Consider the following 12,779-nt stretch of genomic DNA (forward strand, 5'->3'; position numbering starts at 1 on the left):
GGACGGACATAATGGCGGGGTGCCGACGACGTCAGATCTCGAATTGACCGATCCGATCCCGACCCGGTGGGAGGCCCTGGACGAGCGATTCGCCATCAAGGGCGACCGGATGGTGCAGCGCCTGTTCACCGGTGGAGCCTGGCTGGAGGGCCCGGCGTATTTCGCCGCCGGCCGCTACCTGGTGGTCAGTGACATCCCGAACAATCGGATGCTGCGCTGGGACGAGGTGACCAACCAGGTCGGCGTCTTCCGCTCCCCGGCCGGCTACACCAACGGACACACGGTCGACGCCCAGGGCCGACTGGTCAGCTGTGAGCACGGCAACCGGCGGGTCACCCGCACCGAGCACGACGGCAGCATCACCGTGATCGCCGACAGCTACCAGGGCAAGCAACTGAACAGCCCGAACGACGTCGTGGTCGCCGCCGACGGCTCGATCTGGTTCACCGATCCGGCGTACGGGATCGACAGCGACTACGAGGGATTCCAGGCCGAGTCCGAGATCGGCGGCTGCCACGTCTACCGGGCATCGCCGGACGGCGCACTGACCGTGGTCGCCGACGACTTCGACCGGCCGAACGGGCTGGCGTTCACGCCGGACGGCTCCCGACTGCTGATCGTGGACTCCGAACGGCGCCACCTGCGCGGGTTCACCGTCGCCGGCGACACGCTGAGCGGCGGTGACGTGGTGATCGAGGACTCCGGCGGCGCCGACGGCATCCGCTTCGACTCCTCGCATCGGCTGTGGACCGCGACCAAGGAAGGGGCCCGGATCTACACCCCTGAACTGGAGCTGATCGGCAAGCTGCACCTGCCCGAAGTTGCCGCCAACCTGTGCTTCGGTGGCCCGAAGCGCAACCAACTGTTCCTGGCAGCCACCACCACCATCTACATGGTTCGCGTCAACACCACCGGAATCTCACCGAGCTGAAGGGTAGGTCGACGATGGACAAAGTGGTCCGGAGTGCCGATGAGGCGGTCGCCGAGATCGTCTCGGGGTCGACGATCGGGGTCGGCGGGTTCGGCCTCTGCGGCGTCCCGAATGTCTTGATCAAGCAGTTGTTGGACACCGGCGTCGACCGGCTCGAGGTGGTGTCCAACAACTGCGGCGTCGACGGCTGGGGTCTGGGCATGCTGCTGGCTGAGCACCGGATTCGGCGCGTCGTTGCGTCCTACGTCGGGGAGAACAAGGAATTCGCCCGGCAGTATCTGGAGGGCGAGGTGGAGGTCGAGCTGACCCCACAGGGCACGTTGGCCGAGCGACTCCGCGCCGCCGGCTCCGGGATCCCCGCCTTCTACACCGCGACCGGGGTCGGCACCCAGATCGCCGACGGCGGCCTGCCCTGGCGCTACGACGCCGCCGGCGCGGTCGCGGTGTCGTCGCCGGCCAAGGAGACCCGGACCTTCGAGGTGGCAGACGGTCAGCAGGAGTTCGTGCTCGAACGGGCACTGGTCTGCGACTTCGCGCTGGTGCACGCCTGGAAGGGTGACCGGCACGGCAATCTGATCTATCGGATGTCGGCTCAGAATTTCAACCCGCTGGTCGCAATGGCGGCCCGCTTCACCGTCGCCGAGGTGGAGGAGCTGGTCGAGCCCGGCGAACTCGACCCGGCCGAGATCCACACCCCCGGCGTCTACGTCCATCGCGTGCTCGGACTGACCGAGCAGCAGAACGACAAACGGATCGAACGCCGGACCACCAGACCGCGCCCGACGACCGCGTCGGTCGACGGAGGTGCGGCATGAGCTGGAACCGCGACCAGATGGCGGCCCGCGCCGCGGCCGAGCTGTCCGACGGCAGCTACGTCAACCTCGGTATCGGGCTGCCGACCCTGGTGCCCAACTTCGTCCCCGACGACGTCGAGTTGGTGTTGCAGTCGGAGAACGGACTGCTCGGGGTCGGGGCCTACCCCTACGAGGGTGAGGAGGATCCCGATCTGATCAACGCCGGCAAGGAGACCGTCACGCTGCGCCCGGGCGCGTCGATCTTCGACTCGGCGACCTCGTTCGGGATGATCAGGGGCGGCAAGATCGACGCCGCCATCCTCGGGGCGATGCAGGTCTCGGTCGGAGGCGACATCGCCAACTGGATGATCCCCGGCAAGATGATCAAGGGGATGGGCGGCGCGATGGACCTGGTGCACGGCGCCAAGCGGGTGATCGTGCTGATGGAGCACGTCGCCAAGGACGGCTCGTACAAGATCGTCAACGAGTGCTCGCTCCCCTACACCGGACGTGGCGTGGTGAACCGGATCATCACCGATCTGGGAGTCATCGACGTCACGCCGGGAGGACTCAAGCTGGTCGAGCTGGCACCGGATGTCACCGAGGACGAGATCCGCAGCAAGACCGAACCAGCGCTGTGATCAGCGAGGCGGCGGCGGGTACAGGTTGGTCGACGGCGGGTACGGTGTCGGCGTCTGAGGCACCGGCCGTCGCCGGCCGAGCACCACACTGACGGCCAACAGGATCACGCCGGCACCGATCAGGACCGTTCGGCCGATGTTCTGCAGGCCCATGACCATCAGCAGCTGATCGGTGCCGACCTGCTGCAGTCGGGTGCCCATCACCAGGTTGAAGATCACCGCGCCGAGGAATCCGAGCATGATCAACAACAGCCCGACGACGCCGGCCGTCTGGGAGCGTCCGGTGGTCCGTTGCAGGATCAGTATCAGAGCGACCACCGCACCGGCGATCTCCACCAGCACAGGAAATGACGCGATCAGGGCACTCATCCGAGCCGCCGTTCGCCGGCCGTCCGAGCGGCTCCGAAAGCGATCAGGATCAACGCTGCCGCCAGGATCAACGCGAACAGGGTGTAGATGCCGGCATTCAGGTTGCCGACACCGATGGCGCTCAGATCGAGGCTCCGCATCAGCCGCGGCACCAGGACGGAATAGGCAGACTGCAGCACGCCCACCACGATCAACATTCCGATGCCGATCGCGGCCAGCGTGCGAGCCCCACCGCGGGCGGCGATCAGCACGACGACCAACGCGACGATCTCGCAGACTAGGAGCAACACGGTAGGAGCCCCGACTGCGAACAACAGGGACGACCCCACTGATCACCCCTTCTGGATCGGACTGCACCATCGGCGTGCTCAGTGAACCACGACAGGGGTTCGTTCCTCGGTGTCCGCCGGACGATAGGTCAGCAGCGCGATCGACCCGGTCACCACCAGCGCGATGTGCGCCACCCGAAGGAACGGGAACAACGGCGACGTGTCACCGCCGAGCGCCTCCAGCATCGAGTGCCCGGTGGCCACCTCGGCAACCATCGGCACCACCATGGACGCCGTACCGAGGACCCCGAGCAAGATCAACAAGATCCAGCGCGTCGCCCGATACCCGCGCCAGGTGAGCGCGATCAGCACGAACGCAGTGGCATAGACGGCAAGCCGTACACCGATCTGGAGCTGCCACCCGGGTGGCAGCCCGGTGGTCAGCAGGAAGGTGATGACGGCGACCGCCGATTCGGCGATGCCCGCGATCACAGCGAGCGTGAGACAACTGCAGGCGACTCGGAGCGTCGTCGAGGAATTCATCCCTCAACCCTGCTGATCTGACCCCGCGATCACGATCCTGCAGTCCTCCCGATCAGCACGGGGGATACCCCGAGGTCGGGTCAGCGGCCGGTGCCGGCGTAGACGACGGCCTCGTCCTCGGAGTCCAGACCGAAGGCGGTGTGGGCGGCGCGGACGGCACGGTCCACATCCTCGCCGTCGACCACGACCGAGATCCGGATCTCGGAGGTGGAGATCATCTCGATGTTGACCTGCGCCTCGGAGAGCGAGGCGAAGAACTTCGCGGTGACGCCGGGGTGGGACCGCATGCCGACGCCGACGACCGACACCTTGCCGATCTGGTCGTCGTAGAGCAGATCCTCGAAGCCGACGCTGTCCTTCAGCGCGTTCAGGGTGTCGATCGCGGCCTTGCCGTCGGTCTTCGGCAGGGTGAAGGAGATGTCGGTCCGGCCGGTGGCCACCGCCGACACGTTCTGCACGATCATGTCGATGTTGACCTCGATGGTGGAGATCGCCTCGAAGATCCGCGCCGCCTCACCGACCCGGTCCGGCACGCCGACGATCGTGATCTTGGCCTCGCCGCGATCATGCGCGACGCCGGAGATGATGGCCTGTTCCATGGCGGATCCCTCCTCGAGATCGGTAACCCAGGTGCCCTCCTTGGTGGTGAAGGAGGAACGGACGTGGACGGGGACGTGCTCGCGGCGGGCGTACTCCACACACCGCAGATGCAGGATCTTGGCGCCACAGGCGGCCATCTCCAGCATCTCCTCATAACTGATCTTGGGGATCCGCCGGGCGTTCGGCGCGATCCGCGGGTCGGCGGTGAAGACACCGTCGACGTCGGTGTAGATCTCGCAGTAGTCCGCACCGAGCGACGCGGCCAGCGCGACCGCTGTGGTGTCCGAGCCACCGCGACCGATGGTGGTGATGTCCTTGGTGTCCTGGCTGACGCCCTGGAATCCGGCGACGATCACCACGTCGCCGCCCTCCAGCGCGGATGCGATCCGGCCCGGCGTGATGTCGATGATCCGGGCGTTGCCGTGGGTGCCGGTGGTGATCACACCGGCCTGTGACCCGGTGAAGGACCGCGCCTGCAGACCGTGATCGCCGATCGCCATCGCCAGCAGCGCCGCACTCATCCGTTCGCCGGAGGTCAGCAGCATGTCCAGCTCGCGGGGCGCCGGCTGCGGCGACACCTGCATCGCCAGATCCATCAGTTCATCGGTGGTGTCACCCATCGCCGAGATGACGACCACGACCTCGTGCCCGGCCTGCCGCGTCGCCACGACGCGCTTCGCCACCCGCTTGATGCTTTCGGCATCAGCAACCGACGAACCGCCAAATTTCTGCACGACGCGTGCCACGCGAGGAACTCCTTCTGTTCGACACTCCGACGCGGGCACCATACAGGAAATATTGTCGTGAACCGATTCTTATATGTGCACCGCGGACGACCCTTCGACCACTGTAGACGCCACTGCCCGTCGGCCGCGATTCCGTCCCGCCGGGCCGACCTATTGAAAGACTACGTTTAAAAGACTACGTTTAACACGTGCCGATCGACGAGCGACCCGCAGCAGCGTCACCCGATGCCCGCACGATCCGTGCCTTGGCGCATCCGCTCCGACTGCGGATTCTCGACGTGCTCGGCGAGTTCGGACCACTCAGCGCAACTCAGGTCAGTGAACACGTGGACGAGAGTCCGCAGAGTTGTTCGTTCCACCTCAGGACCCTTGCCCGGTATGGATACGTCGAAGATGCCGGCGGCGGGCAGGGCCGCAACCGGCCGTGGAAGCTGAGCAATCGCACCACCTATTGGAGTCCGGTCGGCGCCGACGCCGAGACAACTGCCGCGATCGCTGCTGCACAGGCCGCCGTGGACGCCGCGCACCAGGAACACGTCCGGACTTGGCGTCGAAGAGCACCAACGGCACCCAGCGTGTGGCAGCAGAGCAACTTCGAGATGTCGTTCGACACCTGGCTCACACCAGACGAGATGCGACAGGTCAGTGCCGGGATCTCGGCCGCCATCCGGAGCGTGGTCGAGGGACGGACCAAGCAGCCCGGCCAAGCCCGAGTGCTGCTCCACGCCTCCGGCTTCCCCATCGGCGAAGAACTACCCGAGGCCGCCGGCCCCGAGGACCCGGCCGAGTCCGGACAGGCACAACAACGCGATCCATCGAACGTCGAAGGGACCTGATTCGATGCGACGTACCGACACACGCACACCGAACACGACGCCGCTGCCAGCGGCGATCCAGCTCCCCTGGTGGCCCGGCAACTGGGATCCCTGGATGCCGCACCAGCTCGCCGCAAAACTCGCCGACATCGATGCCCGGTGGTGTGTTGTCGGCGGCTGGGCCCTCGACCTGTTCACCGGCGTTGTCCACCGTGAACACGAAGATCTGGAGATCATCGTCCCGCGCGATTCGTTTCCGCTGATCCGGCAGCGGCTCGAACCGGAACTCACCTTCTACGTCTCCGGAGCCGAGGGGCAATGGCCGGTGGACACTGCCGGAACCGCCTACGACAAGTACCAGCAGACGTTCGGCCGCGACGAATCAACCGGCAAGTTCGTCCTGGACGTCATGCGGGTCGCCGACACCGGAGTCTGGGAACTCGCCAACCACCCAGAGATCGTCCGGCCCTGGAGCGAATCGATCGAGTTCACCGGCGCCGGTGTGCCCTACCTACGTCCAGAACAGGTTCTGATCTACAAAGCGTTGGGGATCAACGACGCGGAGGAGCCACGATTGAAGGATTCCAACGACTTCCTCTACGTCCTTCCCTATCTCGAACCAGGAGGTCGAGCATGGCTGGAACACACGCTCGCATTGCTGAGGCCCGAGCACCCCTGGCTACGCACTCTTGACCTCGTCACCACCGGCTAGCCGCCTCGGTGTCGCCATGGTTGACACGGCCGTGTTGCTCCGCCAAGATCAAGTTTGGCGTTGACTGACGCCGAGCCTCTGAGGGGCCGCCCAGCCGGATCCTCGTGTTGGCGAAGGGGAATCTGCCCTCACTGTCACTTTCATTTTTCGGGCCTGTTTCGAGTGCCGCGCTGCTGGGGGCGAAGGCATGTCGAGGAGGCTTGTCATGACCAAGCAGGACAGTTCGAACAATGCACGTGCGGCGGGACGGAAGTATCGCGAAGCTGCACCGGTGACGGTTCCGACCGACCCGATCGCGGGCGAGCTCGTCACCGAGACCTTCGACTACGACGGCGGCCGCCAGGTCACGGTGTACGTTCCGGCCGATCGTCCCGAAGCCGTCGTGTTCGCCGGTGACGGTCAGCTGATCTCGCAGTGGGGCGGATACCTTGAGGCGGCCGCCGACGTGCCGGCCACGATGATCGTGGGCGCCCACCGCACCGATGCCGACGATGAGATGGTGCGCATCGGGGAGTATTCACCGTCCTTCGACAAGGCCCGCTTCGCAGCCCACGAGCAGTTCTTCGTCCAGGACGTACGGCAGTGGGTGCGGTCACGCTTCGGTGTCACGCTGCCCACTGACCGCACCGCGGTGTGCGGGGTGTCGGCCGGCGCAGAACTCGCACTGGCCACCGGAATCCGGCATCCCGACATCTACGGCGCGGTGTTCGCCGCCTCTCCAGGTGGTGGCTATCGGCCACCGGAGACCATGCCGGAGAAATTGCCGCGCGCCTACCTACTCGGCGGCACCGAAGAGCCGTGGTTCCTGGAGAACGCGACCCGGTGGGCCGACGCGTTGCGTGCTGCGGGGGCCGACATCGTGATGACGGCGCGTCCCGGTGATCACGGGGATCCGTTCTGGGCAGAAGAATTCCCACTGATGGTGGCGTGGGCGTTCGGAAACTGACCGATCGCCTCGCGGAGGGTTCTCCTTGTCATGACCAAGCAGAGCAGTTTCAAACGCGCGGCACGTGAACGTGCCCGTGCTACCGGACAGCGATACACCCAGGCCCGGGCCGATCTGGAGTTGGCGAATCGGCAGGCCTTCATCGGTTCCCGACCGTTTGAGCAGACGGCGCTGAAGGCTCACCTCGAGCGGCACTACGGAATCGAGATCTACTCGATCCTGCCGATCGACGATGATCCGGCTACCCGCCCCGCCGGCTCCTGGCCCGGCCACTACCCCTCGACGCTGGTCGTCAAGCACACCGACGGCCAACAGTGGATTGCGCGGGTCTTCTCCTCGTCGACAGACCGCGTCAGTCGTGTCCGGGGCGATGCAGAAGTCCTGCAGTTCCTCGCTGCCAACCGCTTCCCCGCCGAACAGATCGCCCACCAGGATCCCGTCACCGTTCTCGACGGCAACGGGATCATCGTGACCGACCTCATCGACGGCGGACGCCCGAGTGCCGCCTCACCGCAGGTGTGGTCGGAGATGGCGAATCTTCTGGGGCAGCTGCATAGCCTTCCCCCGGCAGGCGGCGCGACCACCAGGGACGGTGGCGCCGAGGAACACGGTGACGGCTCACACGTGGGACGGCCGAAAGAGCAACTACCATCCCTGGGCAGCCGTCGGCACACCCGGCAACATCTCGATCGTCGGCTGGGCCGGGTCGGGGCGTGGGCCCAGACTGCCCGCACTGGCCTGGCTGCTGCGTACCGCCGACGAACGCAACGGCTCGCAGAACGTTGCAGCGGTCATGCACGGCTACTGCCGGCATGTCCGACTCACCGACGACGAACTCGACCGGCTTCCGTCCATCCTCAACATGCGGCCACTATGGCTGGAATGCCTCGACTTCCGGATGGCGGTCGCCGATGGCCGCGGCCGCTCCTTGAACGAGGGTTGGATGCAGCCTTCCAGTCTGGAGTCCACTCAGCGATTGGCCGCACGGGCAACGAAGTTGGCGCGAAGCTAGCAGGGTCCCGGCCGAAGGCGATTTCAGCACCGGGCTGCCTGGACCTTTCCCAATTGGGCGGAACGCCGGACTCGTCTCGCCGCCGTGACCTTCAACTAGGCTCCACCCGTGCCTGATACACGAGTCATCCGTTGGGGAATTGCCGGTCCGGGTCGGATCGCCGATGCCGAGGCAGGTGACTTCGGCCTGGTGCCGGATGCCGAGTTGGTCGCGGTCGGGTCCCGTTCGGCGGACCGGGCCCGGGCGTTCGCAGATCGGCACGGCATCGAACGCAGCTACGGCAGCTATCGGGAGTTGATCACCGACCCGGAGCTGGACGCGATCTACATCACCACGCCGCACCCGCAGCACCTGGCGATCGCCCGGGCCGCGATCGAGGCGGGCAAGGCGGTGCTGGTGGAGAAGACGTTCACCGCGACGGTGGCGGGGGCCGAGGAGTTGCGGGAGCTCGCCCGGACCCGGAAGGTGTTCGCGATGGAGGCGATGTGGACCCGCTTCCTTCCTGCCTACGAACAGATCCGAGCGCTGATCGCCGACGGTACGATCGGCGACGTCCGTCAGGTGCAGGCCGATCTGGGCGTCGACCGCCCGTACGATCCGACCGACCGGTTGTTCGACCCGAAACAGGGCGGCGGCGCGCTTCTTGATCTTGGTGTCTACCTGGTGTCGTTCGCCCAGCACATCCTCGGCGCGCCGTCGGAGATCATGATCAACGGTTCGCTCGCGCCGACCGGCGTGGACGCAGAGTTCGGTCTACTGCTCGGCTACGACGACGGCCGGGCCGCCACCTTGCTCGGCTCGATCAAGAACGCCTCCCCCGGCTCGGCGCGGATCGTCGGCACCGGCGGTTGGATCGACGTTCCGCCCCGGTTCCATCACCCGAGCAGGATCATCGTGACCCGCAAGGGTGCCGAGCCCGAGGAGATCGACTGCACCCCGCTCGGTCATGGCTATCCGCATCAGTTCATCGAGGTCGGCGAACGGATCCGGGCCGGCGAGATCGAGAGCCCGGTGGTGGGGTTGGACGACACGGTCGCCGTCCAACGCATCCTGAACGATGCCGCCGAGCAGCTCGGCGTGCACCATGCCGAGGACGAGACGGTTCTCGGCTCCTGACCCCTGACTGCCCTCCTGCTGACTGCGCGACTGCTGACTGCCCGACCACCGGGTGCCGACCGCTGGCTCCTCCCCCTGGCGCAGGACCCGGGCGGCGGCCCTGTGCGACCGCAAGCTGGGCCGGCTCCGCCGACGGGTGGATATCTGCCCGGCATCCGACGCGACTCCGTAGATGGCCGGAAGATCGGTAAGAATCGACACGAACCAAATCGTGTCGGTGAGCATCTCACCAGGTGAGGTCGAGGGGGTCGACACGTGTCCGAGGGGTTGGAATGAAACGCAGTACCGGCGTCGCCGTGATCGTCGCCGCAGCCGTGCTCGGCGGCGGCGGCGGGACGTACGTTGCCGCCACGATGACCGATCAGCACCTGGGTCCGGTCATCTCAGCAGGGTCGACACCGTCGGGTGACACCGAGCAGCCGGCGGGCGACGGGTCGACCGATGCCGCCTCCGGTCATCGCTCCCCGGTCAACTCCGACGAGGGCGCGCAGGCACCGGCGCCGCTGTTCTACTTCGCCGATGACCGGATCCACGACGGCGACCGCACCGTTCGGCCAGAACTGACCAAGTCCTGGCCGGTGTCCTCGCTGCAGCGTCTCGGCGACGGCTGGCTGGTCGTCCAACTGGACAGCGACGGCGGCGAACAGGAGGACTACGTCGGCACCGTCGTCTACCCCGACGGCAGCAGCTGGGACCTGGACCGGATCGGTGCCGGCTGGGACGTCACGTCCGACGGTCAGGTGCTGTTCTCCGCCGACGGCGATGGTGGCAACTGGACCCGGGCCGACCCGAAGACCCGTCAGCTGACCGATCTGGATCTGGAACCGGACACGGCCGACGGCCTGCCGGTGATGGACGACGGCGAACCCAAACCGTGGGTCCAAGCGACCGGGTCCGGTTTTCTGACCGCCTGGGAGGCCAGTGACGGCACCCACCTGGTGCAGACCGACGCCACCAGCGGCGCCAGCACCGAGGTCGCCGGACCCGGCGTGCAGCGCCCGAACACCTCTCCGGACGGCAGCTACGCCGTCGGCGACACGGTCGGCGACGACACCGAGAACGACGGTCAGTGCCTGTCCGGCGGTGCGCTGGCCCCGAGCCCGTCGAGCACCGCGCCGGCGAGCACCGACGGCTGGTGGCACAACTGCGACTTCCGGCGACTCAGCACGGTCTCTCCGTACTCACCGAACGGCCGCCGGCTGCTCACCGTCGACGCACAATCCGACGGCTACGGTCCCGGCGAATTCGACATCCTGGACGCCCGCACCGGCGCCCCGTATTACATGGTCGACGCCCCGGAATGGACCTACGACGCGGCCTGGGCCGACGACCAGACACTGACCGTGCTGGCCCATCCCGACGGCAACTCCGAGAAGCGGACGCTGATCTATCGGGTGGATCTCGCCGGCAACGCCGACAAGGTCGACAAGGTGAAGGGGAAGGTCACCCTCGGCACCCCGTGACCGCGGACGCTATCCGTGCACCCGGAGCAGCGGCCGTACGGTCTGCCGGGCGGTGTGGATCCGCGACTTCACGGTGCCCAACGGCACGTCGAGCAGGTCGGCGATCTCCCGATAGTCCAGATGCTGGATGTCTCGCAGCACCAACGGTTCGACCAACTCCGGCCGGCTCTCTCCGAGCGTCTCCAGGGCGTCCAGCAGATCCAGCCGACTGCCGGCAATGACACTGGTGGTCCGCGGATCGGCATAGGTCGGGAACGCCTCGACACTGCGTTCGGTCGCGCGTCGCTTGAGCTTGCGATAGGTGCTGCGGGCGCTGTTGGCGGCGACGGCGTACAGCCAGGTGCTGAAGCGGCTGCGGCCGCCGAAGGACTCGATCCGGGTCGCGACCAGCAACATCGCGTCCTGGGTGGCCTCCTCGGCGTCGTCGGGATTGATCAGCATCCGACCGCAGATCCGCCGGACCTGCGGCAGGATCCGAGCCAGCAGATCGTCCAGCACGACGGGCTCGCCGGCGGCGGCGCGGCGGGCCAGATCCTCCAGCTCCGCCGCCTCTGCGGGGTCCGGTTGACCCACGTTGTCGGCGATGTTCATCGAATCCCCCTTCGACCGTAGACGGAAAACCGACCGCGGCTCGTGCAGAATACGCTGCGTGTCACTCCCAGAGCAGCTCGGACGTCTCCGCCGGATCAACCGGATCGGTGCGGGCGGCTTTGCGACGGTCTGGCTCTACCACGACGACGAACTCCGATCACCGGTTGCGGTGAAGGCGCTGGCCGAGAACTGGGCGCAACGCGATGACGTCCGGGACCGGTTCCTGGAGGAGGCAAGGATCCTGCGGGCGGCCGACTCCGACCATGTGGTCCGGGTCTACGACATCGGCGAGGCCGACGGTACGCCGTACTTCGTGATGTCGTACGCCGACCGCGGCTCGCTGGCCGATCATCTGGCGCCCGGGCTGCCGCTGCCGCCGCCGATGGTGGTCGATCTGGTGTCCCAGGCGGCGCAGGGTCTGGACGTGTTGCATCGGCACGGCGTGGTGCACCGCGACATCAAGCCGCAGAACCTGCTGCTGCGGGCGGCGCCGGACGGACGGGCCCGGGTGATGGTCGCCGATCTCGGGGTGGCCAAAGCGATGCTGCATGCCAGCGGTCTCACCCAGATCGTCGGTACCCCCGCCTACATGGCACCGGAGCAGGCCACCGGCGGTGACATCGACCAGCGAGCCGACGTACACGCGCTCGGCGCAGTCGCCTATCAGATGTTCACCGGCCGTCGGGTTCGCGAAGGAATGGAGTCGGTTGCCCAGGGGCAGCCGCCGATCCCGCCGTCCCAGCACACACCGCTGCCGCCCGGCGTGGACGCGGTGCTGCTGCGCGCGTTGGATCCCGATCCGGCGGGGCGCTGGGCCCAGGTGGTGGACTTCACCGACGCACTGCAGGTCAGTGTGCTCGGCCCCGGCCAGCCGGTGCCGGTCCCGGGTCGTTCGGCCTCGTCCGGTCCCGAACCGGGCAGCGCGCCACCGCAGTTCCCGACAGGTTTCGGACCCGACCGGTCCCAGCTCGGCCAGAGCAGGACGACCCCGGCCGGCCATACCCCGACGAGCCAGACACCGCCAGGTCACACCCCGCAGCCGGGATCACCTCAATTCGTGACCCCGTCGCAGGCCGGCCGCACACCGCAGCCCGACAACACGGGTGATCCGAGTTCCGACGGCGGCCGGCCGAACCTCCGGCCCGGGCGGGTGCTGCTGATCGCGCTGCTGGCGATCGTGGTGGCGTTCCTGCTGTCGTTCGTGTTGGTGAGCCTGTTCACGCGTTGACGT

General features: G+C 67.1%; 15 protein-coding genes. 10 read left to right on the forward strand and 5 right to left on the reverse strand.

Annotation, left to right across the window (positions count from 1 at the left end):
• The first annotated feature begins 19 nt into the window (after positions 1 to 19).
• Genes BLU38_RS11155 through BLU38_RS11165 form a run of 3 tightly spaced genes read left to right on the forward strand, consistent with a single transcriptional unit; the run spans position 20 to position 2,366 of the window.
• A complete protein-coding gene (locus tag BLU38_RS11155; RefSeq protein ID WP_231920292.1) occupies positions 20 to 931 on the forward strand; it encodes an SMP-30/gluconolactonase/LRE family protein in 912 nt (303 codons plus the stop codon).
• A gap of 14 nt (positions 932 to 945) precedes the next feature.
• Positions 946 to 1,746 (forward strand): CoA transferase subunit A, encoded by an 801-nt coding sequence (locus tag BLU38_RS11160; RefSeq protein ID WP_091524475.1) that lies wholly within the window; start codon positions 946 to 948, stop codon positions 1,744 to 1,746.
• Entirely contained in the window at positions 1,743 to 2,366 is a 624-nt protein-coding gene (locus BLU38_RS11165) for a CoA transferase subunit B (protein WP_091524478.1), read from the forward strand. Before BLU38_RS11160 ends, BLU38_RS11165 begins: the two co-directional genes overlap by 4 nt.
• Here BLU38_RS11165 and BLU38_RS11170 read toward each other — a convergent pair whose 3' ends face one another.
• The 4 genes from BLU38_RS11170 to BLU38_RS11185 form a co-directional block, all read right to left on the reverse strand.
• Positions 2,367 to 2,735, reverse strand: a complete 369-nt coding sequence (locus BLU38_RS11170) for a hypothetical protein (protein ID WP_091524480.1) — start codon at positions 2,733 to 2,735, stop codon at positions 2,367 to 2,369.
• Entirely contained in the window at positions 2,732 to 3,025 is a 294-nt protein-coding gene (locus BLU38_RS11175) for a hypothetical protein (RefSeq protein ID WP_091524483.1), read from the reverse strand. Before BLU38_RS11175 ends, BLU38_RS11170 begins: the two co-directional genes overlap by 4 nt.
• 78 nt (positions 3,026 to 3,103) lie before the next feature.
• A complete protein-coding gene (locus tag BLU38_RS11180) occupies positions 3,104 to 3,547 on the reverse strand; it encodes a hypothetical protein (protein WP_157683384.1) in 444 nt (147 codons plus the stop codon).
• 80 nt (positions 3,548 to 3,627) lie between these two features.
• Positions 3,628 to 4,893 (reverse strand): aspartate kinase, encoded by a 1,266-nt coding sequence (locus BLU38_RS11185; RefSeq protein ID WP_091524488.1) that lies wholly within the window; start codon positions 4,891 to 4,893, stop codon positions 3,628 to 3,630.
• A gap of 188 nt (positions 4,894 to 5,081) precedes the next feature.
• On the opposite strand from BLU38_RS11185, the gene BLU38_RS11190 reads away from it, so the two are divergent.
• From BLU38_RS11190 to BLU38_RS11215, 6 genes are all read left to right on the forward strand, one after another.
• Complete coding sequence (locus tag BLU38_RS11190; protein WP_091524491.1) at positions 5,082 to 5,729, forward strand: ArsR/SmtB family transcription factor; 648 nt, start codon at positions 5,082 to 5,084, stop codon at positions 5,727 to 5,729.
• Positions 5,730 to 5,733: 4 nt separating this feature from the next.
• The gene (locus tag BLU38_RS11195) at positions 5,734 to 6,420 is read left to right on the forward strand and encodes a nucleotidyltransferase domain-containing protein (RefSeq protein ID WP_091524494.1); all 687 of its coding nucleotides are present in this window, start codon (positions 5,734 to 5,736) and stop codon (positions 6,418 to 6,420) included.
• A 205-nt stretch (positions 6,421 to 6,625) separates the two neighbouring features.
• Entirely contained in the window at positions 6,626 to 7,366 is a 741-nt protein-coding gene (locus BLU38_RS11200; RefSeq protein ID WP_091524498.1) for an alpha/beta hydrolase, read from the forward strand.
• Positions 7,367 to 7,396: 30 nt separating this feature from the next.
• Positions 7,397 to 8,494 (forward strand): phosphotransferase, encoded by a 1,098-nt coding sequence (locus BLU38_RS32350; protein WP_407939672.1) that lies wholly within the window; start codon positions 7,397 to 7,399, stop codon positions 8,492 to 8,494.
• Positions 8,487 to 9,494, forward strand: coding sequence for a Gfo/Idh/MocA family protein (locus BLU38_RS11210; RefSeq protein ID WP_091524501.1), 1,008 nt, complete (start codon positions 8,487 to 8,489; stop codon positions 9,492 to 9,494). The genes BLU38_RS32350 and BLU38_RS11210 overlap by 8 nt, the downstream gene beginning before the upstream one ends.
• A gap of 272 nt (positions 9,495 to 9,766) precedes the next feature.
• Positions 9,767 to 10,957 carry a hypothetical protein gene (locus BLU38_RS11215; protein ID WP_091524505.1) on the forward strand — a complete coding sequence of 397 codons (1,191 nt, stop codon included), beginning with the start codon at positions 9,767 to 9,769 and terminating at the stop codon, positions 10,955 to 10,957.
• A gap of 9 nt (positions 10,958 to 10,966) precedes the next feature.
• Here the strand turns inward: BLU38_RS11215 and BLU38_RS11220 are convergent, their stop codons facing one another.
• Positions 10,967 to 11,548, reverse strand: a complete 582-nt coding sequence (locus tag BLU38_RS11220) for an RNA polymerase sigma factor (protein WP_091524507.1) — start codon at positions 11,546 to 11,548, stop codon at positions 10,967 to 10,969.
• A gap of 58 nt (positions 11,549 to 11,606) precedes the next feature.
• Here BLU38_RS11220 and BLU38_RS11225 point away from each other — a divergent pair, with 58 nt between their 5' ends.
• Positions 11,607 to 12,776, forward strand: a complete 1,170-nt coding sequence (locus BLU38_RS11225; protein WP_091524511.1) for a serine/threonine-protein kinase — start codon at positions 11,607 to 11,609, stop codon at positions 12,774 to 12,776.
• Positions 12,777 to 12,779: the final 3 nt, after the last annotated feature.

The sequence above is a fragment of the Microlunatus soli genome (assembly GCF_900105385.1).
Taxonomy (GTDB): domain Bacteria; phylum Actinomycetota; class Actinomycetes; order Propionibacteriales; family Propionibacteriaceae; genus Microlunatus; species Microlunatus soli.